Raw genomic sequence first — 26,757 nt, forward strand, 5'->3', positions numbered from 1 at the left:
TAACCACACGTTGCCGAGCTGATTACCTGCCTGCCTGACACCATTTTTTACGGTCCGCATGCAGTCCCCAGAGCAAGCAATGGCAGAAAACGCCCTCAACGTTCCTTCCCCGGCCCAGTACTCGCGCTTTGTGCAGCGCCTTCACCGCCGTTACGAGAACTGGTTTGACGTCTTGCCGCCGGGAGCCCCCGACCACTCCCTGATGGAGCAGGCCCTGGGCACGCTGCAGTCGCGCGGCCTGGACCTCTCCGCGGCGCTGCGCGTGCTGCGCCAGCTGGTGATGGAGCGCATCATCGTTCTGGACTGCGAACAGCAGGCACCTCTCGCCGTGGTGACCAAGGCCGTCACCGAGCTGGCCGAGCTGGCCCTGGATCGTGCCTGCACCCAGGTGCGTGCCGAACTCGATGTCCGGCACGGCGCGCCTCAGGGGCCGGCAGGTCAGGAAGTCCAGTTCTGGGTCATCGGCATGGGCAAGCTCGGCGCCCGCGAGCTCAATGTCTCCAGCGACATCGACCTGATCTACGTCTACGAACATGACGGCGACACCCGGGGCCAGGCCGACGGGCGCGGCGTGATTTCCAACCACGAGTACTTCGGCCGTGCCGTCAAAGGCATCTTCAGCCTGATCGGCGACACCACCGAACACGGCTTTGTCTTTCGCGTCGATCTGGCCCTGCGGCCCAACGGCAATTCCGGCGCCCCCGCCGTCTCGCTGTCCTCGCTGGAGGAGTATCTGCAGATTCACGGCCGGGAGTGGGAGCGCTTTGCCTGGCTCAAGAGCCGCATCGTGGCGCCGCTGGCCGATATCCAGACCCCCAACGTCCAGGCCCTGCGCGGCGTGGTGCTGCCCTTTGTGTTCCGCCGCTACCTGGACTATGCGGTGTTCGACTCGCTACGCAGCCTGCACCGTCAGATCCGCGACCACGCCTCCAAGCGCAGTGCGGGCCATCCCGAGCGCGCCAACGACGTCAAGCTCTCGCGCGGCGGCATCCGCGAGATCGAATTCATCGTGCAGCTGCTGCAGGTGGTGCGCGGCGGCCAGTTCCCCGAGCTGCGCCGCCGACCCACGCTGGAAGCCCTGCAGCGCCTGGTGCAGGCCAATCTGATGAGCGCCGAGATTGCCGATGCGCTGAGCCGCGCCTACATCTTCTTGCGCCAGGTGGAGCACCGCATCCAGTATCTGGACGATCAGCAGACCCATGTGCTGCCCACACGCGACGATGATCTGCTGTGGATTGCGCGCACCCTGGGCTATGACGATGCCTGTGGCTTTCTGCACCAGCTCGACGAGCACCGCGAACTGGTGGCGCAGGAGTTCGACACCTTGCTCGGCGGTGACTCCCAGCAATGCAGCAACGGCCACTGCAATGCCGCCAAGGCAGCGGCAGGTGGTCCGCCCACGCCCAGAGACATCGAAGACCTCATCGAGACCCTGCCGCCCTCACTGGCCGGCCAGGTCGCCGACTGGCGCAGCAACACCCGCATCAACGGCCTGCGCGACGAGGCCCGTGCGCGCTTGTTCAGGCTGGTGGAGCGCACCGCGCAATGGGTGGAAAGCGGCCAGTCCGGCGAAGAAGCCGCCAAACGCTTTCTGCAATGGCTGGAGCCCCTGCTGCGCCGCGAAAGCTATCTCGCGCTGCTGCTGGAACGCCCGGCAGTTCACGAGAGATTGCTACATCTTTTAGGAGCGGCACGCTGGCCGGCACGTTACCTGCAGCAACACCCCGGAGTGATCGATGAGCTGGCCAGCGATGCCATCCTCAAGGAGCGCTTTGTCGCAGCAGACTTCGAGCACGAGCTGGCCATGCGTCTGGCCGCCCTGCAATCGACGGGAGAGGACGACGACGAAACCCTGCTCAATCTGCTGCGCCGCGCCCACCATGCCGAAGTCTTTCGCACGCTGGCGCGCGATATCGAAGGCCGCATTACCGTGGAGCAGGTGGCCGACGACCTCAGCGCGCTGGCCGACAGCGTGCTGCGCATCACGGCCCAATGGTGCTGGAGCCGGCTCAAGAGCCGCCATCGCGATACGCCGCGCTTCGGCATCGTGGGCTACGGCAAGCTGGGCGGCAAGGAACTTGGCTACGGCAGCGATCTGGACATCGTCTTCGTCTTCGATGACGACGATGACCGCGCGCCCGAGGTCTACGCGGCCTATGTGCGCAAGCTCATCAACTGGCTGACCGTCAAGACCGGTGAAGGCGATCTGTTCGAGATCGACACCGCGCTGCGCCCCAACGGCAACTCGGGTCTGCTGGTGACCAGCTTCGAGTCCTATGCCAACTACCAGCAGCAGCGCGGCAGCAACACCGCCTGGACCTGGGAACACCAGGCCATGACGCGTGCCCGCTTTGTCCTGGGCAGCCGCGACTTTCCCTCGCCGGCAGGCGAGCCTGCGACCGATCTGCACCTGCATCAGCGCTTTGATGCGGTGCGCGAATCCGTCATCACTGCGCCGCGCGATGCCGCGGCGCTGCGCAACGAGATTGAAACCATGCGTGAGCGGGTGCGCGGCGCCCATCCGGTACGCGGCGGCCTGTTTGACGTCAAGCACAGCCCCGGCGGCATGGTGGATGTGGAATTTGCCGTGCAGTACCTGGTGCTGGCCGAATCCGGTGCACACCGCGAGCTGATTGCCAACGTGGGCAATATCGCCTTGCTGCAGCGCGCCGAAGACGCGGGCCTGCTGCCCAAGGCAGTGGGCTATGAAGCAGCCAAGGCCTACCGCGAGCTGCGTCGCCTGCAACACGTGGCAAGACTGGATGAGCGCTCCGGACAGCTGGAGCCAGAGCAGGCCCAAGTCCAGCGTGAAGCGGTACTCAAGCTCTGGGCTGCGGTGTTCGGGCCTGTCGCCTCAACGCAAAGCAGCTAACGGCTCCAAGGGCCTGGAGATTGGTGAGCACCTGCTTTTCGAGGCGCTGGCAGCATCCATCAAGATTTGCCTACAGGCATTGCCAAACTGTTACAAAAATGAAACCCACGGGGGCTGGAACTTCTGCAACAGTGTCTTATCTGATAGTCAAGTGCAATGAACTGACAGGTCTGCATTCACCAATTTCCAGTTGCGAAGCCCTTGGGTACGCCCATTGAACAATCCCCGGAGCGCTTCTCCTCCCTCCCTCTCTTAATTCGTTTCGGGATGCTTCGCAGCTTTTTTATGCCCTCAAAAAAGGCCACTTCCGAGTGGCCTTTTCTTTGACGACATGCTGCCACTCAGTGGGGCACTGTGTTCAAAAAGCTGGGGCGCGCCGCCAGCTTGGCCAGCAAGGCGGCCAGATTCGGGTGTTCGGCGCGCCAGTCCATCTCGGGAAAGCGGAAATCCAGCCAGGCCAGGGCACAGCAGACGCTGATATCGGCCAGCGTCAGATGCGTGCCACCACAGCAAAACGGCTTCTCGCCCAATCCCTGCGACATGACCTTGAGCGCGGCCCGGACCTTGCCCATCTGGCGATCCATCCAGGCCTGGCTGCGCTGCTCTGCGCTGCGCCCGGGCCAGGTGGCCTCCAGCCGCACCAGAACCGCAGCGTCCAGCATGCCGTCAGCCAGGGCCTCCCAGGTCTTGACCTCGGCGCGCTCGCGGCCCGTGCCCGGAATCAGCTTGCCGACCGGCGAAAGCGTGTCCAGATATTCGACGATGACGCGCGAGTCGAACATGGCCTCAGTGCCGTCCATGACCAGGCGCGGCACCTTGCCCAGAGGATTGCCCGTACCGGGTGAAAGCGCTTGCTCCCAGGGGTTCTCTTCGACGAATTGATAGTCCAGCTTCTTTTCGGCCAGCACGACGCGGACTTTGCGCACAAAGGGGCTGGTGGTGGAGCCTATTAGTTTCATAGCAGCGGTTCCATGACACGAGTCACCGGCGACGGGCCGGTGCAACGATTCTATGCGCTGCCATGGCGGCCCGGCTGCTGCTGCACAGGGCTTGTAGGCATGCCAGCCACAGCCGCCGAGCAACCCAGCGCTGCGTGCGACTGATGCCGCGCACCTACAATTGCGCCACCATGAACCTGTCCTCCCTCACCGCCATCTCTCCCTTGGACGGCCGCTACGCCGCCAAGCTGTCCGCACTGCGCCCCATCATGAGCGAATACGGCTATATGCACCGCCGTGTTCAGGTCGAGGTGACCTGGTTCATCGCCCTGTCGGATGCCGGCTTTGCCGAATTCCCCGCGCTGTCGGCCGAATCGCGTGACTATCTGCACGCACTGGTGGCCAACTTCTCCGAAGCCGATGCAGACGCCATCAAGGCCATCGAAAAGACCACCAACCACGACGTGAAGGCCGTGGAGTACTGGATCAAGTCCAAGTTCGACGGTCGCGCCGAGCTGCAAAAGGCGGCCGAGTTCGTGCACTTTGCCTGCACCAGCGAAGACATCAACAACACCAGCCACGCCCTGCAGATCCGCGTCGGCCGCGACACCGTGCTGATGCCTGCCATCGACGGCATCATCGCCAAGCTGCGCGAGATGGCCCACCTCTACGCCGAAGTGCCCATGCTCAGCCGCACGCACGGCCAGACCGCCTCCCCCACCACCGTGGGCAAGGAACTGGCCAATGTGGTCGTGCGCCTGCAAAAGGCCGCTGCCAACATCGCCGGCGTGAAGATCCTGGGCAAGATGAACGGCGCCGTGGGCAACTACAACGCCCACCTGTCGGCCTGGCCCGAGTTCGACTGGGAAGCCTTCAGCCAGAGCGTGGTGGAATCCGCCGAACCCAAGGGTCTGGGCATCAGCTTCCAGCCCTACTCCATCCAGATCGAGCCCCATGACTACATGGCCGAGCTGTTCGATGCCATGGCTCGCACCAACACCATCCTGATCGACCTGTCGCGCGACATCTGGGGCTATGTCTCCCTGGGCTTCTTCAAGCAGCGCCTGAAGGCCGGCGAGATCGGCTCGTCCACCATGCCCCACAAGGTCAACCCCATCGACTTCGAGAACTGCGAAGGCAATCTGGGCATGGCCAACGCCATGCTCAAGCACCTGGCCGAGAAGCTGCCCATCAGCCGCTGGCAGCGTGACCTGACCGACTCCACCGTGCTGCGCAACATCGGCGTGGCCTTCGGCTACACCACGCTGGCCTACGCCTCGCTGATGACCGGCCTGAACAAGCTCGAGCTCAACGAAGAGCGCCTGCAGGACGACCTGAACCACGCCTGGGAAGTGCTGGCCGAGCCCATCCAGACCGTGATGCGCCGCTATGGCGTGCAAGGCGCTTACGAAAAGCTCAAGGAAGTCACGCGCGGCAAGACCGTGCTGGCCGAAGACCTGCACAAGCTGATCCACAGCCTGGAAATTCCCCAGGCCGACAAGGACCGTCTACTGGCCATGACGCCCGCCTCCTACATCGGCAAGGCTGCCGAGCTGGCCAAGCGCGTTTGATCCGCAAGCCTGATCCACAAAAAGGATAGCTGCTAGCGCTTGATACTCAAGCTTTTCAGCATCAAAGAGCTGCCAAAGCCAATGTTGATTGGCGCTGGCAGCTCTTGTTTTTGATAGTTTTCAAAAGGACTGCCTGCGGGCAGCACCGCCATGGCCATCAAGTCCACCATCTTCAAAGCCAATCTGTCGATTGCCGACATCGACCACAACTACTACGCCGACCACAATCTGACACTGGCGCGCCACCCCAGCGAAACCGATGACCGCATGATGGTGCGCCTGGTGGCCCTGGCGCTGAACGCCTGGAAGCTGCAAGACCTGTGCAATGGTGATGGCACGCTGGGCTTTGGCATTGGTTTGTCCGACCCCGACGATCCGGACGTGCACATCACCGATTACACCGGCCAGAAGCGTCTGTGGATCGAAGTCGGCCAGCCCGACGAAAAGCCCATCACCAAAGCCTGCAACAAGTCGGACCATATGCTGGTCTACCCCTTCAACCACGCCTCCCATGTCTGGTGGAAGGGTCTGGAAGGCAAGCTGGCGCGCCAAAGCAAGCTGGAAGTGCATTACATCGACTCGGAAGTGGCCCAGCAACTGGGTTCGATGGCCGAGCGCAGCATGCAGCTGCAGGCCACGATTCAGGAAGGCCAGCTCACACTGTCCAGCAATCTGGGCACCGTGTTTGTCGAGCCCACGCGCTGGAAATAAGGCACAGCCCTGACCGGGCATTGGCGCGGGGTGCCGAGCAAGGGCCGCCCCGCAGCGATGGCATCGTCCCCATCCCGCGAAGCGAGACAGTGGAAAGGCGCGGGGCCGCCTGGGCGCAGCGGCTCAGGGGGTGCGTTTACGCTCCACGGCACGCTCCGCATAGCGGGTGAAGCGCCAGGAATCGCCCTCGACCGTGATGCGGCGCCATACGGCCCGCTTCTCGGCAGGCTCCATGGCCGTCCAGTGCTGCACCTCGTCGAAACTGCGGCCGCAGCCCTTGCATTTCTCGTCGCCCTGACTGGTCGAGCAGATGGCAATGCAAGGCGTATCGGGCATGGTGTCGAACCAGGCCAGCCAGGCAGCCATGGCATGTGACGGGAAGCCCTCCACCGCCACCTCCGACTCGCAGGCATAAATCATCAGCGCATACACCTCGGCCAGAGCCTTGAGCTCGGGTGCCAGCAGCACGCCGTCGGGCGATGGAGCACGGCCTCGCCAGTAATTGATGGCAGCTTCGATGTCGGTGATGTGGATAGCAGTCATGGAGCAGGGATCATAAGCTGCGGCCATGAGACCTGTTTCCGCAAGGTTGCTTCGTTTTTGGTAGCTGCCTATGCTTTGTTCAAAGGCGCTGCAAGACGTTTACTCAATATAAAACCTGTGAACTAGATGGGGTTTGAAACTTGAAATCCCATGCCTGCTGTGTTGAAATGCGCAGCTTCGAAGGGGAGTAGCTTATCGGGCGCATGCTTTGCGTCATGAGCGGATGGTCGTCAATACGAAGCGCAAGCTTCCGGCCATACGGTTTGCAGCCAAGCTGCAATCGAGCAAGACCTTTGATAGGCCGATGACGGTCAATCAAAGTGTCTGCCCCTGCACGATTCCTCGCGCGGGTTTGCGCTTCGACTTACGTCACCTTGGTCTTCACCCGCTGGCGTCAAGTGCTAAACCTATGCAGACTGCACCGGCGGCATTCCACAACGAGGAAAAATCACATGGATCTGGACTTTCTGACCCACACGCCCTTCTGGATTGCGCTGGGCCAAATCATCATCATCGACATCCTGCTCGGCGGCGACAACGCGGTCGTGATCGCACTGGCCTGCCGCAAGCTGCCTCCCGAACAGCGTCGCAAAGGCATCATCTACGGTACTGCCGGCGCCATCATCCTGCGAATCATCCTGATCGCCTTTGCCATGGTGCTGCTGCAGCTGCCATTCCTGAAGGTCGTGGGTGCCGTCCTGCTGATCTGGATCGGTATCAAGCTGATTGCTCCCGATGACGAAGGTCACGACAACATCCAAGGCAGCGACAAGCTGTTTGCCGCCATCAAGACCATCATCGTGGCCGACCTGGTGATGTCCGTGGACAACGTGATCGCCATCGCCGGCGCCGCCCAGAGCTCGGGCGACCACCAGATGCTGCTGATCGTGCTGGGTCTGCTGATTTCCGTGCCCATCATCGTCTGGGGCTCGCAGCTGGTCATCAAGCTGATGGAGCGCTTCCCCATGATCATCGTGGCCGGCGGCATGCTGCTGGGCTGGATTGCGGGCGGCATGTTCGTGACCGACCCCGTGTTCGTGAACACCGATAAGTGGCTGTGGATGCCCAAGCTGGGCACGACCGATGCACAAGGTCTGGCCGAGATCTCCAAGACCCTGTACTGGGCAGCCCATATCGGCGGCGCATTGCTGGTTCTGGCCCTTGGCAAGTTCATTGCCAGCCGCCGCCCTGCGGTTGCAGCCCACTAAGTCTGGAAAACTCGGCAATTCGTGAAGGAATGCGGGAACTGACCGCAGCCTTCACGACTCACAATAGAAACAAGTCGGCACATTCCTACAGATGTGCCGCATTTTTCAACCTTCGTTCCCGTTAGGACGCACTTTGAACCCCATCATTGTTTACGTGGATGACGCCACATACGCCCAGCCTATGCTCGAGGCACTGGCGGGATCGAGCCAGGCGGCTTCCTCCCACTGGTTGCTGGTGGCCTGTGCTCCGCGCATGACCCACCGTGTGAGCAAATGGGTCAGCCATCGCGCTCGCGAGAACTGGCGCGGCAAATGGGCAGACAAGCTGTTTGCGGCGCTGATGCCCGTGATGGCGACGACAGGAGGCAAGGTCACCGCCGTGCTGGCCAAGGGCCCGCTGACCGAGCTGGTCGCCGAGCTGCAGCAGGAACATGGCGCAGCGCAGATCATCGATGCCCGCCGCCCCAAGCAGGAGGTCGTGCAAGCCGCCCCCGTCAAGGCCAACGCCAAGACAGGCGCCACCGGCGGCCGCTGGAATCTGCCCGGCACCATGGCGGCGATTGCCGCCATGATGGGCTTTGTGATCGAGGACTCGCTCTCGATTTAAGAGCATCAGACACTCTCTGAAAAAGCCTTGCGCGGCCAAAGCCTCGCAAGGCTTTTTTTATGATGTGCCGCGATGACCGCAGACACCGCCTGCTGCTATGCTGGCCAGCATGAAAATCCTCGTCAAATGGCTTCTTTGCGCGGCGGCTCTTCTCGCAGTCGCCTATGTCTACAGCGGCGTTCAGGTACAGAGCTTCGGTTCGGCCATGATTGCGGCCCTGGTCATCGGCCTGCTCAACACCATCATTCGCCCCATCCTGGTGATACTGACGCTGCCCGTGACCATCATCACCGTGGGTCTGTTCCTGCTGGTGGTCAACGGCCTGATGTTCTGGATGGCCTCCGGCATCCTTGGCGGCTTCCATGTCACCGGCTTCTGGGCCGCCATGCTGGGTGCGCTGATCTACTCGGTGCTGGGCCTACTTATTGATCGCCTTGTCGCGCAGCTGTTCCCGGAGTAACTCTTCGACAGCACGCAGGCGCGTGTCGATGATGGAAGCCTCGAAGTAATCGGCACCGGCACCGGCCTTGCGGGCCAGATCCTGCGCCGCCTTGAAGCGGTCCACCGCTGCGGCGTAGTCATAGTGCGCCACCTGGGCCTCGGCTTCGGCCCGCAGGGCACGCATTTCCTGACCCTGGCTGCGCCATACGCGCGCCAGCGTCTGCCAGGCCGAGCCATCGCGTGGATGGTCCGTCACCCAGGTCTGCAAGGGGCTGGCCATGGGGCCTGCCTGATTGAGCCTGAGCAGGATTTCCGTCTTGAGCAACAGCTCGGGCCTGCGCGGCGCAACCCGCTCCACCACAACAATCGTGGCCAGGCTGGGCCCGGCCTCACGCGGCCCGGCCTCGCGCGGCCCGGCCAGATTGCCGCTGGCCGTCACCTTGGGGGCTGCCTGGGGAGCCATCACCGACTGCAAGGGCAAGGCAGCCAGGGCCGTCTGTGGATTGTCGGCCTTGTACTCCAGCTCGGCATTCAGCCATCTGGCCTGAATATTCGCTGGCCCATTACCCGCCGTCGCCGCCAGCAGCCGCTGCACCATCTCGCGCGCCAGTGGCCAGTCGCGCAGATACATGGCGCTGAGAGTGGCTGCATAGAGCTGAGCGACCTGCTCGGACGGGCTCAGGCTGGAGAAACTGCCGGAACGCGGCAGCCTGGCCCATTGACGACGCACCTCGACACCGGGGTTGGAGATCACGCGCGCACGGGCCGACATCATCACATGTTCCAGCGTGGGCACGGGGTCGGCCGCGCGCTTGCCGGGCGGAATGCGTGAATCCATGTCCGCGATACGCTGGGTGGTCAAGGGGTGGCTGCGCAGATAGGGCCAGCTGCCGTTGTCATTGAGCCGGCTGGCCTGCTGCAGCTTGCCGAACATGCTCACGAAGCCCTGGGGGGCAAAACCGGCGGGAGACATCAGGCTGTAACCCATGCGGTCCGCCTCGCTCTCCATGGCGCGCGAGAAATTCAGCTGGTTCTGCATCACGGCCGCCGGCCCGCCCATCATGATGGCCATGGCCGCATCGGGGCTGCGCGTGGCCGCCAGGGCGCCCAGCAGCATGGACGCCAGCATCAGCGGCGTCTGCTTGCCTTGCTGCGCCATCATGCGGGCAATATGGCGCTGGGTGATGTGGCTGGTTTCATGGGCAATGACCGAGGCCAGCTCATCGCCGCTGCTGACCACGCCGATCAGGCCCAGATAGACGCCCATATAGCCGCCGGGCAGCGCAAACGCGTTGACCTGGCGATCCTTGCCCAGGAGCAGCGTCCAGGCAAAGCGCTCCTCCAGCTCGGGCGACAGCTCGCCATTCTTGCGCGCCGCATCCTGCAGATGCAGCCAGATACCTTCCACATACTCCTGCAGCACCGGGTCGTCCAGATAGTCCGGGTCGCGGTAAAGCTCGCGGACGATGGAATCGCCCAGGCGCCGCTCCTCACCCGTGGTCAGCGACGATGCACCGTCGCCCAGGGTCGGCAAGCCCGCCGCCTGCGCAGAGCAAGCCAATGGTGATATGGCCTGAATAGCTATCAAAACAGAAGCTGTCAGCGCTTTTAGAATATGAACAGTACGCAGTTTTGGCATCAAAAATGGCATGGCAATCACAGCATTGCCGACATACGGATCTTCCATATGCCGACCATTCAACACCCCACTATGATGCCTTGATTGATGGATGCGGCGAGATGCCCGCCTGTGATGCCCAGGTATAGCCGCCCTCCACCACCCACTCAACCTTGATTGCGCTGCAGAGCCGAACCCGTCTGCTGCCGGAAAGAACCGCCATGTCCTCTCTTACCCACTTCGACGCCCAGGGCCAGGCCCATATGGTGGACGTCGGTGCCAAGCCCAGCACCCACCGCATCGCCGTCGCCGAAGGCCGCATCACCATGAAGCCCGAGACCCTGGCCATTGTGCAGGCCGGCACGGCCAAAAAAGGCGACGTGCTGGGCGTGGCCCGCATCGCTGCCATCATGGCCGCCAAAAAGACCAGCGACCTGATCCCGCTTTGCCACCCCCTGGCCCTGACACGCGTCGCCGTGGAGTTCGAGCTGGAGCCCGAATCCAGCTCCATTCTCTGCACCGCCACCGTCGAGCTGACGGGCCAGACCGGCGTGGAAATGGAAGCCCTGACTGCCGTGCAGGTCGGCTTGCTGACTATCTACGATATGTGCAAGGCGGTGGACAAGGGGATGGTGATGGAGGGAGTGAGGGTGCTGGAGAAGCACGGAGGGAAGTCGGGTAGCTGGGTAGCTGGGTAGCTGGGTAGCTGGGTAGCTGGGTAGCTGGGTAGCTGGGTAGCTTAGAGGAGACTAGCCAGAATAGAAGGCCCGAAGAAGGTCTCGAACACCAGAGCCACCTACTACCCACACCTCTTCACTGTCAGCCTTTTGGGCTATATGGAAAAACTCTCTTGCACCGTTAGAAGCATTTGAGCGCGTTGCCGTAAAAGTGAAGACCATTTAACCTGATCAATCAACCTCAATTATCAAATAGGGCACTTGATCTTCAACGAATGCATCGCGCGAATCTGCATCAAAGAACTTGGCCGCGTGATCACCAACGAGCACGATACGCAGGCCCTTCACGGGGTGACGCAGCAACGCGTCCTTCAACGATTGCATGAAGTCATACAGCAGCGCAGCATGCGCGCAGCGTGTGCCCTCCAAGTGCAACACTGGGCATACGCGCCCTGGCACATCGGGAGAACTCAGATCGGCTAGCTTGTAGGGCGTATGTGAATTAAGCGTCATCCAGTAGCTGAACTGTCGCCCTGGTTCGTTCAATGTCTGTACCACGCGGTCAGCAATACTGTAGTCGCATGTACCAGGCACATTGGCACATAACTTGCCACCTGTCATCAACTCGGGCAGGAAATACATATGCTCAAAGCCCACCTGCGGATACCAGTCGCTGCGCCTGTACATACGAGGCGAAGCACCGTGGAAAGCCTGAGTCTGCCAGCCTTGCTCACGCAAGCGGCTTGGCAAGCAGTTACCGCCTTGCGGCACCTCATCAATGCGCAGTGTCTGCGGTAACAGCCCGCACAGTTCCCGGAATTCCGCCTGCAGAGTTGCCCCCAGAAAATTGATGCTTCCCGCATCCACCTGATGCAGTCCTGGCGTATGCCACAATTCGCGCCAAAACTGGTTCTCCGCCTTGTTGTGTACTAAGCCCCAAGACTCGACCACCACCAGCAATAGCTTGTCAGGCATTGCTGCATCATGGGCAGAGTCATTTAGTTGGCTAATGGCAGATTGTTTCGGTGCGACAGGCCTGAACTTTCCCACGTCGGGCTCATAGCCTTCTTCGTAAAAAGCCATCGCTTGCTGCATAAACCGGCTATCCATCAGCCACGACCCGGCCAGCTTTGCTTGGCGAATACCGTAGAGCTTGTCCTCCTCGTGATTGAAGCCGTCGAGCCTGGGCACGGCTACCGCAACACCCATAATCGCCAGCGCCCACACCAACATGGACCGCCCCGGCGACCCGACATGGTGAACCCGCACGCACAGCCAGCCCCAGGCCGCCAGCGCCACCAAGCCTGCGATGCAAGCCCCAACCCAGCCTGTATTGGCATAAGGCAAAAAGCCCAATAGCTCCAGCACATCACCATAGTCCGACGAAAGATTGACCTGCGCAAAAGCAAAAAGAAAATCCGCCAGCCATAGCAGCGCCAAGCCTGCCGCAAACAACAGCGGCCTGCCGCGCGCAATCAGAGCCAGCAGTAGAAACTCAGCCCAGAACCAAGGTCGGTAGATTTGGAGCGCCAGTGCTGCCGCCAAGCCCGGCAACATAGGCAGCAGCAGCGAACCCAGCGCGGCGCTGGCGGTTTTCCACTCGCCCGCCAGTTGCTTATCGTGCTGCATGTTGGCTCACTCCATCAATCAATGTACGTACCAGGAAATCAGAAGCCAGCGTGGGCGGATTTATCTCGCCACTGCCTAACCAAACTAGAAAATTCCCCGCCTTATCCATCACAAACAGCGCCGCCATGCCGTAGAGATAGCCGCGCTGCTGCCATACCGTGACGTCGCCCAGGCGGCGGCGCTCCAGAAAGCCATCCATGCAGCTCTCGAACAAGGTTTCGTTGCAGGGAATACCTGGATCGTGCATACCGCGCGCATAGTCCAACAAAGCACGGTTGTCAGCCACAAAGCGGGCTAGTCCCTGGGCACTACCTGTCATACCCATTGGCGCGCGCAGTGCCTGCCAGTCAAAGTGTTCGACAAACTCCGGCCCACGCATCTCGTTGTGCATAAAGTTGTAGGCAATGGGTGAATCCGCCTCATCCATATAACCCAGCCCGTAGCGTGATAGATGCATATCCTGCTCCAGCGCACTCCACAGACTGCGGCCCATATGCTTTTCATAGGCCGCAGCGGCTAGGCAAAAGCCCAGATTGGCATAGGCATAACGCGCACTTGGAGTGAATTGCAGCGGCATGTCTGCCAGTTTTTCAACTTGTCCGGGGCACCAGGGCTTTTGATCATCTATGACCATAGGATCCTTGGCGCGCATACGGTCAAAACCCGCCGAGTGATTGAGCAAGTGGCGCACTTGTATCTGGGCGATGCGCTGGTCCCGGAAAGGAGGCGTCAACCCCAGCACCTGGACCAGAGGCAGACCCAGCCAGTCTGCCTGACCTAGTGCCTGCTCATGGGCTAAGCCAAAAAAAGTCACCAGCTTTGACAGGCTGGCAAGGCGAAAGCGCGTATCGGTTGTCACTCGCTTGCTGATCAGGGGATAGCTTTCCCAGCCATTGACACAACCGGAAAGCGTGCCCGATTGATCGACCAACACAATCTGGTTGCTAGGGGAATCCAGCTGTGCGGGGATTTGCTGCGCCAGTGTCTTTAGCCAAGCCGGAGCAGTTGCATCGCAGCGCGTGGACAGCGCTGCCAACTGGCCTGTGATCGGATAAACCCAGCGCCGCACCATATTGCGGTCCGTCTCCCAAGCCATCCAAGGTAGGAAGATAGCGCAGATCAACAAGAAATAAAGGATTGACCGCCGGAGCATTGGAATCAGAACGCTTACAAAAGAAGAAGCGCCTTTAATAGGCGCTTCTTTTAGCAAGTTTCAAAAAGAAACTGGCGATAAAGCATTAGGATTTTGCAGGGGCGGTCGCTGTGCTAGCAGAGCAGCCAGCGGGGCGATACTTCGCATCAACCGTGGTGTAGCAAACCCAGGTTCCTGTGGCGGCTGCACGCTCCCAAGTCAGCTTCTTTGTCTTCAGGGTTGCCGCAGCGCTGGTACCAAACGTGGCTGTAATCGTTGCAGCAGTGGAGGCATCACCCAGATTCACATCAAGACCCTTATAGATTTCAACGGATGTGGCTGCACCCAGAAGATTGCTCTGAGTCACGCCCAGTTCGCAGTCTGTAGCGGGGGTTGCAATAGCCGCTCCCAACTTAAGAGGAGTTGTTTTGCCATCCAGAATACAAGCCTCGGCTGCAGTACGCAGCGACCCTGCTTCAGACATCACTCGCGAGACTTGGGACTTGGCCACATAGGTCTGGTATTGGGGAATGGCGATGGCAGCCAGAATACCGATGATCGCCACAACGATCATCAGTTCGATCAGGGTAAAACCCTTTTGAATGGAACGCTTCACTTCAAACTCCCTAGTTGGATGAGACCCAAGCTACCAAGCAAGCCGCATGCCAACAATTTGGCAGGCGCAGGGCATCCGCCAGGCAACACGTTTGGCAACATTCAAGCGGGTTTCAGTAACATTTTTGGCGATCCGATCGCAAGCAGTGACAAATTTGTCAGGCTCTTGGCACAAGTCAAGCCGGCCTCTCACTCCACGACAAAGCGCATGGTGCTTCCCGCCAGGTCCACCGTGTCGCCGTTGAGCAGCGGCACAGACAGAGGGCCTACGACCTGGCCATTGAGCTTGAGGTCTTCGCTTGCGCCCTCCAGTTGGGTGAGCACAAAGCCATGGGGCTTCTGGGTAATGGAGGCGATGGCTACACCGGGCTTGCCCAGGGTGGTGACGACCTTGAAGAGAGGTATTTCCCTGCCGGCCAGGCTGCCGGTGAGCATGCGAATCAAGGCGTGGCGCTGCGGCAGCGCGGCGAGCGAGCCCTGGATGGTGGAGCTGAAGCTGGAGATTTCACCAAATCCTGAGGGGCTGGCGAGTTTGGCGTAGCCGCTGTCTGCCTCTTCGGAAATATGCGCCAACGCCTTTTTGCCGCCCTGGGCAGATGGCGTATTCGTGTCGGCAATCACGGTATCGAGAAAGCGGATTTTGTAGCGGCCAATGTCCAGCAGGTCGCCATTGAGCAGGTCCTGCTTCTGGATGGCGCGACCGTTGACATAGGTGCCGTTGGTGCTGCGCAGGTCTTCAATGCTGACCTTGCTGCCAGAGATGGTGAGCACGGCATGCTCGCCGCTGACCGCCAGATTCTCGATCACGATGTCGTTGTAAGGACGACGCCCCACGGTCGTGCGCTCCTTGGTGAGCTGTACTTCCTTGATGACTGCGCCGTCGATTGAGATGACCAAAGTCGGCATGCTCGAAGCTCCTGAGGAAACGCCAAATCCCGCTTGGCAGCACTGGCTAGGACCACTCCCACTTGAGTGTGTGATTCAGCGCTCAATCATCAATCGTAACTGGATGAAACGCGCTCGTATGCAGCATCTTATTTCACTAATTCGATGAAGCCAGATAACCGATTGAAATTTTCAACCTGGCTGCCATTCACCTGCAACATATTGAGAAGCACTTCCGCAATCTATCGAGTCTCCACATAAAAAAGCCCACGCTAATTGGAGCGCGGGCTTTTTGCAAATCTTTGCAAAGTGGCGGCAGCCACCTGTCCGTGATTTAGAAGGGCAGAGGTCACCTTTTGTGTAAACATCTCTCTGAAAGCTAGTCAGAAGGCCGTTTCCGTCGGAGTTTACTTTAACTAATGCAAACAAGTAAGCGTTTTTTTGGCAGGTTGTTTACATTGCTTGAGTAGGGGTGCCGCGCAGACTGTTCTAACGCTGGCCAGGTAACGAAATCGTACCGCGTGCAGCAAGCAGGACGGCCAACACCTGAACAGCCTCAAGCTAGCCCAGCACTTCTATCGCCCAGCCTTGCTGTTGAAGCGCGGTTACGCAGTCCGCAGATACGCGTGCTTGGTTCACCGCGAGGCATAAGAAGCTAGTGGGCCTAGACATCCCGACATACAAACTTCTAAATTGCGACAGGACACTTTCCTTCATCTTAGGGTCGCGAACATTTAGGCCGGCGAGGACTGGCAGGGCCTCTTGCAAGTCAAACCTGCGACTTGGATACCCAAGCGACTCAAGCACTAGCGTAGCAAGGTGGGTTTCACCCTTCATTGAAGCAACAGTGCCAATTTCCACCTCCACACTACGACCATCCTTGGTGACACGGCAACGCTGCTGGCCTACTTCCTGCTCTGGCTCTTTTTCAGGAGGGGCAAACACAGAAAGAGCCTGGAACTCGGCGAGTGTCATCTCGGCAGGAAACAGGGGCTGCAAGTATCTATAGAAGATAGCTACTGCTCTAGCCCGTCCGCCGTCGCTGCCATCGAGGTCAGTAGCAAGAGCCAGAGTGTGAAATAGTTTGACGACAGCTGTTGAGTCTTGTCCCGCATCCGTGAGACGTCGAACCAATTGAGAGCCGTCGCGCACGCCTTCAACGTGTGAAGACTTCACTGCACGCAGTACAAGTAACGTGGCTCGCTTTGCGTCTATTGCCCTCGAGTACATCGAGCCTTTCCTCAGCTTTGCCTCGGAAGGTTGGCGTAAAAGAGCCCAAAGGCGCTCTGAGCGACCCCCACCTTTGGACTGTTCTAGGTAGGCTGGCCAGTAGTCGAGTAGCGTTCGACCAGGCTCCTGCGTTGGGGCGTTACCTTGCTTGCGAGCACAAAGAGCTTTGACTGAGCTGTTATGTAGAGCGGCATCATCGAACCGGTCTAGTACACAGTGGGCGAAATGCCCGACCACCTCTGCGACGCGTGCTGCTGCGTACATTAATAGCATAGGCGGGTGTACATCCCCTGCGGCGCCAGTGACCGCTTCGCCACCAACCCTTACGGTCGATACAGCAGAGGCAATGGTGGGACCGAATCTCTTGCTGCTGCTTATTGGCATTGCGGCTGCAATGGGGAAGCTCAGTTTCGAGATGTCAGCTCCGCTTCCGAGTATGCGTTGGTTGACGTCGCCGAACCGCTGGACAAACACCGATGCACTGAACAGTTTGTCGAGCAAGGCCTCCTGCTCGATAGATGTGTCCTGCATCTCATCGATGAAGACCAATGGAAATCTACGCGAGATATGCTCTTGGATGTCGGGGTACTGAGCAAGATGGGCCTCTGCGATGGCGAACATATCCGCATATCGGAAGACGCCGGCCATTGACAGTTCAGCTTTGACATTCGCGAGGACGGGATAAGTCTTAGCACTCTGTTTGGGAAGGGTTCCATCCTCAGAATCCAGCTCTAGATTTGGTCCGCGGTAAACCAAACCTCCAATCATCGGCTTTACGCCTTCATTTTTCTGCGTCCATCCCCACACTGATGGGTTTTTTATCGCAAGAGAAATGGCTTTTTGGGCGAACACATCGTCATCGATGACATCGACGGCAATGCCGCTGCTGCGCAATGCAGGTAAAGCCAAGAAGCGGTCAACGAAGCTATGAATGGTACCGATGAAGTGTGGGTAGGCTAGAAGCCGCGCACCTTCAGGAGTTGCTGCCAGTCTCTTTTGGATTTCATCACGAGCGACCGTCGTGTGACTAAGTACGCAGATACCGCGCTGGTCATACGGCCAAGTGCGCGCGTGCAGCAGGAGCTTAGCGGCAAGGACAGTAGTCTTTCCACTACCTGGTGCTGCATTGATATCCCTAGTGCCGGTTGCCAGCAGTACAGCTTGGCGCTCTGCATCGGAGAAGTCGAGTCCAGGCGCTAGAGACTTCAGTTCAGCGAGGTCGTCGGGGGTAATGGCAGGGATGCTCATGCTGCACCAGGCTTTCGTGTAAGCCAATTCAGTGCACGTTGCAAATACGGTGGAAGCTTTGCGAATAGGTCGTCACCGCTCCCATATTCGCCTGTCGCGACAAGGTGGGCGGCGTATTGCGCAGTGACAGCCTTAGATGCCTTACCAGCCGCAAGTGGTTCATAGATGTCCGAAGCGAGAGCATCTGCATTCGGGGCTGTCGACGCTAGGGCTGCCCAGTCGACTTTAGCTTTTTCGATGGCGAGCAGCTCGTCTTTTTCATCCAGGCTTTCGCCTTTGGTCTCAGCCTTTATCGCGAGCTGAATAGCAATAAACATCAGCTCCGCACAGCCATAACGGGCCAAATCGTACTCAAAGGTCCAGTGGTCAGATACGCAGACTATGGTGCTTCCACCTTCTGCTCTCTTAACCTTCCCGTCCACCACAGCCTGTAACTCGGCAGGCGAATAGTCAGATTCAAATCGCTTCTTCCCGTTTTCAGGTCTCTTGATGTACTTAGACGCGTTGTCGGGAACGACATCTCGGTCAGTCAGGCATGCCACCGGGATGGGGATGACCTCTTTCTCATTTGCACGCTGGAGAATCCGCGCGTAGTGGTATAGCCCGACACCGCCAACGTTCACCACAGCGAGGCCGTGCTTTGAGAAGGACATGCCGCAGGCCGCAGCCAAAGCAGGCAGCAACAGTGCTTCGGCCGGGCCTTCCACAATTGCGACTCCTCTGGCGAAGAAGAGGTTTGCTTTGGTCGCATCAAGGAAGCGGCGCAAAAACTCGTAGTCGCTCATCTTCAGCTTCGTCTTGTCATGCGCCAGGCTAAACACCTGTGCTTTGTGGACAAGCGTCATCGAGGCGATGTTGGCGCCGGCGGCAAGAGAGGGGCTGTGGGTGGTCATGATGACCTGGACCGGACGCTTCCCTGCTTGAGGGTGGTTTGACGTTTGCTCCAACAGTTCTTGCACACGCTCCTGCAGTTGAGGATGCAGGTGTGCTTCGGGCTCTTCGATAAGCAGTAATGCCAGCTCATCCCCATCTCTGAGCAATACAAGCTCAGTGGCCATGAAAAGTGCATTGTTGTAGCCGAGCCCTCGAGCGCATCGGAAATCAGGATGAATGCCTGACGATGGCAACAGGCCCAGTTCGAACTTCTCAAGAACAGGTTGAAGGGCCAGGTCAGGCGCAATCTGAATACGCGACTCAAGCGTATCGCCCGCAAAGGCAAACTTCCCAAGGTAGTTCTGGTTGATATCGTCCTCAACACCTTTGATGACGGTATGTTGGCCAAGGTGATGTTGGGTGAACGCCATCAATCCAACGAGATTTTGGGGAGTCTTATCTGCGTCCGCCGCATCAAAGTCGTTCACCTCCTGGCCTTGAATGCTCCTATGTGCGCCAAGAATTTGTGAGAGCCGCGATTGACGTCCTGGCTTCAGTTCCGCCTCGGCATCCCGCAGAGGACGTAAATATGTAGCGCGCACCAGTTCACGGACGGCGCTACCAATTTCTGGACCATTGCCGTCTCTACCAGCGCGAGTTATTGCATCGACGCGGCCTCGCTTGTTATCGCGTGGAGGTATCCAACGGGCTTGAAGATGAAGGATGAGACTGCGTGTCCCGTCTTCCTCGTAGGTCAGCCACTCAAGTACCGCTGCTTCTTGGTCTGCATTCAAGCCAATCAGGGTAGCCTCGATGAACATTGACTGGGCGCGAGTTGACCCCTGCGTGTGGAAGTCTTGCTCCTGCAGCCGAATGAACTCATAGCTCGTAGTCCACAGCACGTGGCGAATGGCATCGATGATTGAGGTCTTACCAGCATCGTTCTCGCCGATGAGAATATTTAGACCAGGAGCCAAGCTCCAATCTAATTGGGATGAGGTCTTACCGTCACCGAAAGCACGAAAATTCTGGGCACGGATGCGCTGAAGATGCATTAGGTCTCCCTCAGTAGGCGCTTGAGTATTTTTATGATGTGGCCTCTTACTGGCCATCCGAATGCACGCTAAAACTGAATGTCAAGTGCTTCAGCATCGCTTGACTACTTTACAGCAGCGCTTCACGAACACTACGTTCACCCAAGCTGCACCAAAGAATCTGTGCTCCTTGCAAATGCACTTAACATCCAATAGACTGCAGTCCAAGGCCTCGTCCGCCTGAGCTTCGAGCGGCTCATACCAGACTGCTAGTCTTCTCTCGCTTAATTACTAACCCCCATGCGCATTCGCCGGGGCGTGGACCAGTTAATCGCTCGAATGGTCACGCTTAACCTAGGAGAACTGCCATGTCAGTTGGTATCACAGACTTCGCCCATTCCATTCGCAAAAGCACTGCAAAGACTTCGGAGCCTATCTCACTAAGTCATGCTCAGCAGCTCGTCTGCGCCGCTTTGGGGCACAACACTCTTGCGTCCTTTCAAGCATCCCAAGCGGATGGGCAAGAGCCACAGTCTTTCGATGATGTGGAGCATGTAGTTATTGACTCTGATTTGCTTCTGACTCGTGCGCACACGCTGGGCATTCAACTATCAAAGCAGCCCCTTGTCGGGCTGATTGAGCGTGCATTAGAAAACTGCAATCCAAACATACGGCATCACCTTACGTTCAGCGAACTGATAGATGAGTTTCAAGATGGAATGCAAAACGCAGCTCTCCAAGATGACAACGTAAATTCGGAAATAGCTAATGCTAACTACGACGGAGTTGATGAGGTCTACATCACGGCAGACGAAGAGCCTAACTTGATGCCTTTCGACGAACCGCTGACCGTAGAGGTTTCAGGCCACGTCACATTAGGTCTCGACCTTGAACGCCCATATTCTGGTCATCAGGTTCTATTTTCTATGGAGGCTACCATTCAACGCAGTGGTCGTCGTTGCTTTGGGAGAGATGGAGCCGAGTTCACGGTTGTCACGGCGGGTCTGGATTACGACTGGTAACGACCTTGAGCCTGACTCAAAACCAACTCTTGCTCAGGAACTGGCAACACGTCTGAACATCGAATTATCAGAGGCTGAGGAGTTGGTTGACGCAGACCATATGGAACTCAGTGGCAGCTCTGGTGAGATGACATATAGCCTTCTCTTCGACTTTCTGAACACGCCTCGCCAGCACTTGCCGCTAAGCTTTTACGGCAGCGCGGCTCGCTCCAGCTCGAAGTGGAAACGTCATTCTTCGCACTCGTACAGCGCTCCCACCAAGACAGCTTGAAGATACCAAAATCAGCCCCCGTCGGTAGACCGACAGGGGCTGAGCACGCAATTTCGACGTGTACTGGTCAGCACTAGCTCATTGCACGGACAGCCGTAGCTCAATCACAGCCCAACCCGCTCGCGCACTAAATTGACAAATTCTGTGACCAGTCCACTGACCTGACGAAGCTCCAGCGAGCGCGCTTCTTCGTCAGTGATTCCGTGGAATATGACATAGCGTCCAGGTCCGTCCTTTGCGTAGCCCGGCGTGTGTTCGTCAGTGCAGAATTTTTCTTCCAGCGTCGCAAGTGCAATTTGAAGCGGCTCGGCATATTCCCCGGCCCTGAGTCGTGCTGCGTACTGCTCTGCAATGGATGCTGGCGCTCCGGCGTAATTCCGTAGAACGTGCACCAAGTCAGCGACATCTTTGGCTTCGTGCCGGTTTTTCATTGCCAGCGCCTTTAGCGCAACGAAAGTTGCGGCGTCTGCATACCGGATAGTCTCCTTCGAGATACCGGCACCATCAGGTCTTTGGAAACGAATGGTGTGGGTTTCGAACCAGTCCTTGGTCATCCCCGCGTAGGGAATCCTGCAAGCAGAAATCTCCTCGCCATCCAACGGCACCAAGCCTTTTTCGTTCGGATTGTCGCTATTCACCAAGAACTCGACGACGACTGGTACACCGTGGGCCTCTAGTTGCCACTGCCAGCTACTCGGCTTGCCATCCTTTACAAGCCGGCTGAAACCTGCTTTTTTCAGTTGATTTCGAAGTGAGGTGTAGTCTTCACCAGCCAACAACACTTGAACATCAAGCACGATATCCACGTCGGTTGTGCCAATGTGAGCAGGTTCTGCCGGCGTCAGATATCGCGGCACAAGTCCGCCAATCAAGCGAAGACTCTCCTTGAAACCACCGAAGGCTTCAAGCAGCAGCCCAAGCGTGACCTCACAGGCCGTGGTTACTTCTTCGCTATAGAGCGCTGCCGTGTTGTGTTTTTCAGCCACTGACCATTTCTCCCAATTTCAGCACCCGACTCCTAAATTCGGCCGCAAGTTCTTTGTTTCTTCCAACCCCGTCCAACAGGTCTAGGTACATCACAAAACGGCTTGCAAAGCGAGAGCTCCATCGCTCCGGATGTGCGTCACCAAACATTAGCGATGCGCCCGTCCGCTCGACGAAGGTTACGTTCGAGCCCTTCTCCGCCTGTTCGAGCTTTAAATCGGCAGCCCAACTTTTGCTAACGCCTGGCGGTACGATGATGGTTACGCGGTCGATGCCCGTCAGATGTGGCATGACCGCATTGGCGGCGGCGGCACCAGTCACCAGCCAGCCGTCGCGCCCGGAAAGCCTTTCAAGCATATGGTCGACAATTCCGCCGGAACCCCCAGCGTAGGCATACCAACGAGTTCGCGTTTCCTGGGGCAGTCTTTGTGTCCAAACTTGGGCCCAGGCATCGAGCAGTTGGTCCGGGCGGCGGAGCCTGCGTCGCAGAGTCGGCCCTGAACCAGTGACGTCAATCCAATCGTGCCGTTCGAGTTCCTGCATGGTCGTCGACACCGTAAATGGGGATGTATCTGCCATGCCCGCAAGCTCGGCGCCCGACACCCACCCCTCGTCCTCTTCACGTCGCCAATGCTCTAGCAAAGCATGAACCACCTGCTCCCGAGCGCCGCTGAACACGCTTCGGATTTTTCGCGGCTCTGCTGGCTCTTTGCTTTCCCGCTGTATGTCAATGTGCCTTTGACCATGTCTGAAGTAGAGTGTCCCTGAGGCTACCTCATAGAAGTTGACGTGGCCATCGCGCAGCAACTCTTGTGTACTGCTGCTCAGGAAGTTAGCAACCACCACTGGCACCTCGTCATCCTCATTCAGATACTTGGCTCGCGAGGCGAACCTCTCCAGCAGCATGCGAGCACCACGCGGATAGACAATCTCCTCGGACTCGATGGCTAGCGCTGTGGACTTTTTGTCCTTTCCAAGTTGCGCATGCACCAAGAAGTCGAGTCTTAATCGTCTTCCCTCAGCTTCAAACGGCTCTTCCTCTCTGTAGTCGACAACCCGCAGCCCGATGACTTGGTCAAGGGCATTGAGAAACTGTCTAACGCGGATGTCTGATACATTTGGCACAATGGCAATATTAGCTGTTCAGCAAATTTTGTCAAATTAGCTAAGTTATGCATTCTCTATATATTTGCTGAGCAGCAAACTTACGCTAGAAAGCAAACATGAAACCGCCCAGCACTGACTGGAGGACTGCCACAGAGATGCGCATTCCACTGGCCCAACTTCGCAGCGCCCCCTGCGCCTTAGCCACACCACGGCCAAGTCCGCTTCCAACATATCAAGTGCTGCTTGGGTAGCCGGCGGGATAGCACCGAACGCTGGGGTGCTCTCGAACATACTCATGTATCAGTACAAAAATAGCCAATTTGCACTCATATATCGGTACACCCACAGCTTCACCTCTTGCCACATCGGTTCGAGACGGTGCTAGAGCTGACCAGCAATCACCACGAAGAAGCGGGTGGTCCAGCGCATCCTTGAAGCACAATTCACTCATGAGCATTTCAGAGCGCAAGGAAGCAATATTGGATGCGGTAAAGGTCGCCCGCAGCCCTGTCCGGTCAAGCACATTGATGGATTCCATCGAGAGTTCTCGAGCCTCGCTCAATCGCGATTTGAGAAGCCTGGCGGAAGCTGGGCTTCTGCAAGTTCATGGCAAGGGACGTTCGACGCATTACCTCGCAGGGGTCGACCCCAACGAGCCTCCAAAGGCACGCCAGCAATGGTCGTCAGCCGCAACGGCGCTGCTTGAGTCACTAAGCCAATCGTCTGCTACGCGCTCACAAGCTCAATACGAGCCAAGCTTCTTGACTACGTACACCCCGAATCTGTGCAGCCTACTGCCGCCGCAGCTAGCCCTGCAATTGTTCCATGAAGGCTATTGCGGACAGGCGCGCTCAGGCCAATCCAAGGTTGGTTTGGCAGCAAAGCAACCTCTTGAGGAGCTCGCATGGTCATCTGCTTGTCTTGATGGCATATCCATGAGACTGGATGACGCCCAGCTGCTCCTAAACGGGCAACCTCAAGCAGAAGGTCTCGGCAAGGAAGCTTTGGTACTTCTCAATCACAGGGATGCCATCGACTACATCAACGTCAATGCGTCAGAGCAGGACATATCAGTTGAGAGCATTGTCGATGTGCAAGCCTTGCTGATGCGGGACCTCGTGGAGGCAAAGCTCATTGGCAGCATCCGCACGCTGCCTATTTATGGCTGCGACTACGCACCCTGCCACGACCCTGCTTTCCTGCAACCGTTGCTGAAGTCCATTGGCGATAAGGCACGACAAGTACACAACCCTATTGAAGCTGCGTTCTTCACATGGGTGAATTTGTCGTACCTGCAAGCATTCAATTTCGGAAATGGCGCGACTGCTCGCCTAGCTGCTAACTTCCCGTTGCAGCATAAGAACTGTGCCCGCCTGTCGTTTCTGGGCGTGGGTAAAGCCGACTACGAGCTTGCGCTCAGTGGTATCTATCAAAAGCGGGATGTATCGGCTGCAGTAGAACTATTTGAGTTCGTATATCGCCAGTCCGCGCGAAGCTTTCACCAGTGAGCGCATCAAGGTTCTCGCTGGAGGTCTGCGAATGCTCAGAAGGAGCTAGTCAGCTCGACCACCCTGTAGAGCAAGGCTACTCACCAAGCTCGTTGTCGTCGACCGGCTTATCAGGGTGAACTGGCCGCCTGTGCAGGCTGTGGCTGACCAGGCTGCTACTCGTAACCGACTGAGTTCGGCCAACAGCGGACATTGCACATGAACCCTTGGGTCGTTATCGTGATGGCAGCGTAGTGCCCAGCCCCGGTCGTATAGGCCTAGAGTGATGCTTACCGAACCTGATGGCACACTGCACACGCTTTTGCAGGTGGCGCGTGAGAAAGGCGGCAACAATGAAGCGGCGCTAAGAGCTTTGCTGGCGACTCTTCAGGAACTGAAGTCACGAGGTGCGGACACGCTACTCAATTTGCTCGACTAAGCAAACCTGATTGGGCTTATCTGCGACCTCGTGAATCTGTATAAATTACTTAGAGGGGGCCAATTTTGAACGAACAGCTACTGAATAGACTTCGCTACAAAAGCGAGGGAACCGATATTGACTTCAAATCAAAGCAATATGCATTTGCCGGTGCCAATGAGTTCGAAAAATCAGAAATTCTCAAGGATGTTCTGGCTATGGCAAATGCCTGGCGCGAGGGCCCTGCTTATATTCTCCTGGGATTTCTGGACCAGAGGCCGCACCCGGCAGAGGTGGTCGGTATTAGTAGCAATATCGATGACTCGACACTCCAGGAATTCGTTAATAGCAAGGTAAAGCCCAAGCTGACTTTTCGGTACGAAGAACACTTATACGGCGGTAAGACCGTTGGTGTAATAACCATTCCAAAGCAGAAGCGCCCTTTCTTTGTTTCCAAGGCATACGGGAAGCTGAAGCCCAATATCGTGTACGTGCGGCGCGGCAGCAGTACAGATGAAGCAGACCCCACTGAAGTCGGTGATATGGTACTGGCGGATTCCGGGCGTGGGTCGGTGCAGCTAGACCTGTTGGTGCTGGCCACGGACAACGAGCCTCTGCCGAAGACGTTCGCACTTCGGTATCTGCAATACTCAGAGAAGCTGCCGGATTATGCGAGTGCGCGCGAGTCTGACGGACCTTTTGGTTTGTCCATACGGTCCTCGATTTGGCATGACAACAAAGACTTTTGGCGAGAGTATGCGAGGTACGCTGTAGTCGATGCCGCACTTATCGAAATGAAGTTCGTGCTGCTTAATCGCTCGGAAACGCAGCTGTCCAATGCAAAGCTAGAAGTTTCTGTCGAACCTCTCGACGGACAGGGCTTCCAGATGTTCCCCGGGATGGACATGCCGGAAATGCCTAACAGTCAGTGGAGCCCAGTGATGCGCGGCTTGCCGGACTTGCTTGAGCGAAGGGATGCGCGTCTTGTCGTCGATGAAGGCGGAGTCACGCCCCTCTGCCATATCCGTTTCGGCTCACTTCTCCCGGGCGAAGAGGGACGCTCGACTGACTCGCTTGCCATTGTTCCATCGGGTCCCGGCAAGTTTCGTCTCAAATTTCGAATCCTCGCGGCTGAACTGTCCGCGCCACAAGAGGTTGAGCGAATCATTGAAGCTACAGGCGAGACGGTTGTACTAGACGTTGACGCTCTAGACGACCTGTACAGTAAAGCGGTGTACGCGCAATACAAAGCTGACAAGGAGGAACCGGACTAAGCACTGGTGGACCTAACTCATGCTGCCCCGCCTAGCTTGGCTTAGCCGGTTTCGTCTCCAGTTTCGAGTGGCCGCCGCGGAAGTTCGGATTTGGATGGCTGCTTTGGAGGCCGTTTGATGACCGCTTTGGGTCGTTCTGCGACAGTCGCATACCGGCCAGAAGCTGTCATTTCATCATTGTCCTTTGGACTACATGCAAAAATCTCCAATCTCGAAATCTTTAGGTTTTACTAAGTAGCATGTTTGTCATTGCTCACTCTCGAAAATTCAGATAAATTCAGATAAATTCAGATAAATTCATTTTTATAAGAACGATAAGCTTTTTTCCTTGTCGTCTAAATCTATCTGGTAATAAAATAGGA

General features: G+C 57.8%; 22 protein-coding genes. 11 read left to right on the plus strand and 11 right to left on the minus strand.

The genetic code is table 11. From position 1 onward, the window contains the following. Positions 1-79: 79 nt before the first annotated feature. A complete protein-coding gene (glnE, locus tag AC1RTQ_RS16865; RefSeq protein WP_492877390.1) occupies positions 80-2,872 on the plus strand; it encodes a bifunctional [glutamate--ammonia ligase]-adenylyl-L-tyrosine phosphorylase/[glutamate--ammonia-ligase] adenylyltransferase in 2,793 nt (930 codons plus the stop codon). Between the two features lie 341 nt (positions 2,873-3,213). Here the strand turns inward: glnE and AC1RTQ_RS16870 are convergent, their stop codons facing one another. Then, the gene (locus AC1RTQ_RS16870) at positions 3,214-3,831 is read right to left on the minus strand and encodes a glutathione S-transferase C-terminal domain-containing protein (RefSeq protein WP_302092609.1); all 618 of its coding nucleotides are present in this window, start codon (positions 3,829-3,831) and stop codon (positions 3,214-3,216) included. A 170-nt stretch (positions 3,832-4,001) separates the two neighbouring features. Between AC1RTQ_RS16870 and purB the strand changes: the two genes are divergently transcribed. After that, positions 4,002-5,381, plus strand: coding sequence for an adenylosuccinate lyase (purB, locus tag AC1RTQ_RS16875; protein ID WP_492877392.1), 1,380 nt, complete (start codon positions 4,002-4,004; stop codon positions 5,379-5,381). Positions 5,382-5,531: 150 nt separating this feature from the next. Continuing rightward, entirely contained in the window at positions 5,532-6,092 is a 561-nt protein-coding gene (locus tag AC1RTQ_RS16880; protein WP_302092611.1) for a YaeQ family protein, read from the plus strand. A gap of 123 nt (positions 6,093-6,215) precedes the next feature. Here AC1RTQ_RS16880 and AC1RTQ_RS16885 read toward each other — a convergent pair whose 3' ends face one another. Further along, the gene (locus tag AC1RTQ_RS16885; RefSeq protein WP_492877394.1) at positions 6,216-6,662 is read right to left on the minus strand and encodes a DUF3717 domain-containing protein; all 447 of its coding nucleotides are present in this window, start codon (positions 6,660-6,662) and stop codon (positions 6,216-6,218) included. A 425-nt stretch (positions 6,663-7,087) separates the two neighbouring features. On the opposite strand from AC1RTQ_RS16885, the gene AC1RTQ_RS16890 reads away from it, so the two are divergent. The 3 genes from AC1RTQ_RS16890 to AC1RTQ_RS16900 all read left to right on the plus strand — a co-directional run bounded on the left by AC1RTQ_RS16890 (position 7,088) and on the right by AC1RTQ_RS16900 (position 8,910). Beyond that, positions 7,088-7,843: a TerC family protein gene (locus AC1RTQ_RS16890; protein ID WP_302092613.1), complete on the plus strand. Its 756-nt coding sequence runs from the start codon at positions 7,088-7,090 to the stop codon at positions 7,841-7,843. A 133-nt stretch (positions 7,844-7,976) separates the two neighbouring features. Next, positions 7,977-8,450, plus strand: coding sequence for a hypothetical protein (locus AC1RTQ_RS16895; protein WP_492877396.1), 474 nt, complete (start codon positions 7,977-7,979; stop codon positions 8,448-8,450). 109 nt (positions 8,451-8,559) lie between these two features. Next, on the plus strand, positions 8,560-8,910 hold the full coding sequence (locus tag AC1RTQ_RS16900; RefSeq protein ID WP_034348032.1) for a phage holin family protein: 351 nt from the start codon (positions 8,560-8,562) through the stop codon (positions 8,908-8,910). Here AC1RTQ_RS16900 and AC1RTQ_RS16905 read toward each other — a convergent pair. Continuing rightward, positions 8,869-10,530, minus strand: coding sequence for a M48 family metalloprotease (locus tag AC1RTQ_RS16905; protein ID WP_492877399.1), 1,662 nt, complete (start codon positions 10,528-10,530; stop codon positions 8,869-8,871). The two genes, AC1RTQ_RS16900 and AC1RTQ_RS16905, sit on opposite strands and share 42 nt — an antisense overlap. A gap of 200 nt (positions 10,531-10,730) precedes the next feature. On the opposite strand from AC1RTQ_RS16905, the gene moaC reads away from it, so the two are divergent. After that, positions 10,731-11,207, plus strand: coding sequence for a cyclic pyranopterin monophosphate synthase MoaC (moaC, locus tag AC1RTQ_RS16910; RefSeq protein WP_492877401.1), 477 nt, complete (start codon positions 10,731-10,733; stop codon positions 11,205-11,207). A gap of 210 nt (positions 11,208-11,417) precedes the next feature. On the opposite strand, the gene AC1RTQ_RS16915 is transcribed toward moaC, so the two are convergent. The 6 genes from AC1RTQ_RS16915 to AC1RTQ_RS16940 all read right to left on the minus strand — a co-directional run bounded on the left by AC1RTQ_RS16915 (position 11,418) and on the right by AC1RTQ_RS16940 (position 19,853). Continuing rightward, on the minus strand, positions 11,418-12,815 hold the full coding sequence (locus AC1RTQ_RS16915; RefSeq protein ID WP_492877403.1) for a sulfatase-like hydrolase/transferase: 1,398 nt from the start codon (positions 12,813-12,815) through the stop codon (positions 11,418-11,420). Further along, positions 12,802-14,025, minus strand: coding sequence for a serine hydrolase domain-containing protein (locus AC1RTQ_RS16920; RefSeq protein ID WP_492877405.1), 1,224 nt, complete (start codon positions 14,023-14,025; stop codon positions 12,802-12,804). The genes AC1RTQ_RS16915 and AC1RTQ_RS16920 overlap by 14 nt, the downstream gene beginning before the upstream one ends. A gap of 28 nt (positions 14,026-14,053) precedes the next feature. After that, the gene (locus tag AC1RTQ_RS16925; protein WP_492877534.1) at positions 14,054-14,521 is read right to left on the minus strand and encodes a pilin; all 468 of its coding nucleotides are present in this window, start codon (positions 14,519-14,521) and stop codon (positions 14,054-14,056) included. Positions 14,522-14,751: 230 nt separating this feature from the next. Then, positions 14,752-15,468, minus strand: a complete 717-nt coding sequence (locus tag AC1RTQ_RS16930) for an FHA domain-containing protein (protein WP_304351653.1) — start codon at positions 15,466-15,468, stop codon at positions 14,752-14,754. A gap of 540 nt (positions 15,469-16,008) precedes the next feature. After that, positions 16,009-17,925: a UvrD-helicase domain-containing protein gene (locus AC1RTQ_RS16935; protein ID WP_492877407.1), complete on the minus strand. Its 1,917-nt coding sequence runs from the start codon at positions 17,923-17,925 to the stop codon at positions 16,009-16,011. Further along, positions 17,922-19,853, minus strand: a complete 1,932-nt coding sequence (locus AC1RTQ_RS16940; RefSeq protein WP_492877409.1) for an ATP-dependent nuclease — start codon at positions 19,851-19,853, stop codon at positions 17,922-17,924. The genes AC1RTQ_RS16935 and AC1RTQ_RS16940 overlap by 4 nt, the downstream gene beginning before the upstream one ends. 347 nt (positions 19,854-20,200) lie before the next feature. On the opposite strand from AC1RTQ_RS16940, the gene AC1RTQ_RS16945 reads away from it, so the two are divergent. After that, a complete protein-coding gene (locus AC1RTQ_RS16945) occupies positions 20,201-20,854 on the plus strand; it encodes a hypothetical protein (RefSeq protein ID WP_492877411.1) in 654 nt (217 codons plus the stop codon). 375 nt (positions 20,855-21,229) lie between these two features. Here AC1RTQ_RS16945 and AC1RTQ_RS16950 read toward each other — a convergent pair whose 3' ends face one another. Together AC1RTQ_RS16950 and AC1RTQ_RS16955 are read right to left on the minus strand one after the other, a co-directional pair. Continuing rightward, a complete protein-coding gene (locus AC1RTQ_RS16950; RefSeq protein WP_492877413.1) occupies positions 21,230-22,111 on the minus strand; it encodes a hypothetical protein in 882 nt (293 codons plus the stop codon). Next, positions 22,104-23,099 carry a type IV toxin-antitoxin system AbiEi family antitoxin gene (locus AC1RTQ_RS16955; RefSeq protein WP_492877536.1) on the minus strand — a complete coding sequence of 332 codons (996 nt, stop codon included), beginning with the start codon at positions 23,097-23,099 and terminating at the stop codon, positions 22,104-22,106. Before AC1RTQ_RS16955 ends, AC1RTQ_RS16950 begins: the two co-directional genes overlap by 8 nt. 566 nt (positions 23,100-23,665) lie before the next feature. Here AC1RTQ_RS16955 and AC1RTQ_RS16960 point away from each other — a divergent pair. The 3 genes from AC1RTQ_RS16960 to AC1RTQ_RS16970 all read left to right on the plus strand — a co-directional run bounded on the left by AC1RTQ_RS16960 (position 23,666) and on the right by AC1RTQ_RS16970 (position 26,395). Continuing rightward, a complete protein-coding gene (locus AC1RTQ_RS16960; RefSeq protein WP_492877415.1) occupies positions 23,666-24,724 on the plus strand; it encodes a Fic family protein in 1,059 nt (352 codons plus the stop codon). Between the two features lie 265 nt (positions 24,725-24,989). Then, a complete protein-coding gene (locus AC1RTQ_RS16965) occupies positions 24,990-25,142 on the plus strand; it encodes a hypothetical protein (RefSeq protein ID WP_492877417.1) in 153 nt (50 codons plus the stop codon). A 65-nt stretch (positions 25,143-25,207) separates the two neighbouring features. Beyond that, complete coding sequence (locus tag AC1RTQ_RS16970) at positions 25,208-26,395, plus strand: AlbA family DNA-binding domain-containing protein (RefSeq protein WP_492877419.1); 1,188 nt, start codon at positions 25,208-25,210, stop codon at positions 26,393-26,395. The last annotated feature ends 362 nt before the right edge of the window (positions 26,396-26,757 follow it).

The sequence above is a fragment of the Comamonas sp. GW821-FHT11H03 genome (assembly GCF_058807955.1).

Bases quoted from the DNA above. Each gene is read 5' to 3' on its own strand.
- glnE (WP_492877390.1), top strand. From the start codon at position 80: ATGGCAGAAAACGCCCTCAACGTTCCTTCCCCGGCCCAGTACTCGCGC.
- AC1RTQ_RS16870 (WP_302092609.1), bottom strand. From the start codon at position 3,831: ATGAAACTAATAGGCTCCACCACCAGCCCCTTTGTGCGCAAAGTCCGC.
- purB (WP_492877392.1), top strand. From the start codon at position 4,002: ATGAACCTGTCCTCCCTCACCGCCATCTCTCCCTTGGACGGCCGCTAC.
- AC1RTQ_RS16880 (WP_302092611.1), top strand. From the start codon at position 5,532: ATGGCCATCAAGTCCACCATCTTCAAAGCCAATCTGTCGATTGCCGAC.
- AC1RTQ_RS16885 (WP_492877394.1), bottom strand. From the start codon at position 6,662: ATGGCCGCAGCTTATGATCCCTGCTCCATGACTGCTATCCACATCACC.
- AC1RTQ_RS16890 (WP_302092613.1), top strand. From the start codon at position 7,088: ATGGATCTGGACTTTCTGACCCACACGCCCTTCTGGATTGCGCTGGGC.
- AC1RTQ_RS16900 (WP_034348032.1), top strand. From the start codon at position 8,560: ATGAAAATCCTCGTCAAATGGCTTCTTTGCGCGGCGGCTCTTCTCGCA.
- AC1RTQ_RS16905 (WP_492877399.1), bottom strand. From the start codon at position 10,530: ATGCCAAAACTGCGTACTGTTCATATTCTAAAAGCGCTGACAGCTTCT.
- moaC (WP_492877401.1), top strand. From the start codon at position 10,731: ATGTCCTCTCTTACCCACTTCGACGCCCAGGGCCAGGCCCATATGGTG.
- AC1RTQ_RS16915 (WP_492877403.1), bottom strand. From the start codon at position 12,815: ATGCAGCACGATAAGCAACTGGCGGGCGAGTGGAAAACCGCCAGCGCC.
- AC1RTQ_RS16925 (WP_492877534.1), bottom strand. From the start codon at position 14,521: ATGATCGTTGTGGCGATCATCGGTATTCTGGCTGCCATCGCCATTCCC.
- AC1RTQ_RS16930 (WP_304351653.1), bottom strand. From the start codon at position 15,468: ATGCCGACTTTGGTCATCTCAATCGACGGCGCAGTCATCAAGGAAGTA.
- AC1RTQ_RS16935 (WP_492877407.1), bottom strand. From the start codon at position 17,925: ATGAGCATCCCTGCCATTACCCCCGACGACCTCGCTGAACTGAAGTCT.
- AC1RTQ_RS16940 (WP_492877409.1), bottom strand. From the start codon at position 19,853: ATGCATCTTCAGCGCATCCGTGCCCAGAATTTTCGTGCTTTCGGTGAC.
- AC1RTQ_RS16945 (WP_492877411.1), top strand. From the start codon at position 20,201: ATGTCAGTTGGTATCACAGACTTCGCCCATTCCATTCGCAAAAGCACT.
- AC1RTQ_RS16960 (WP_492877415.1), top strand. From the start codon at position 23,666: ATGAGCATTTCAGAGCGCAAGGAAGCAATATTGGATGCGGTAAAGGTC.
- AC1RTQ_RS16965 (WP_492877417.1), top strand. From the start codon at position 24,990: ATGCTTACCGAACCTGATGGCACACTGCACACGCTTTTGCAGGTGGCG.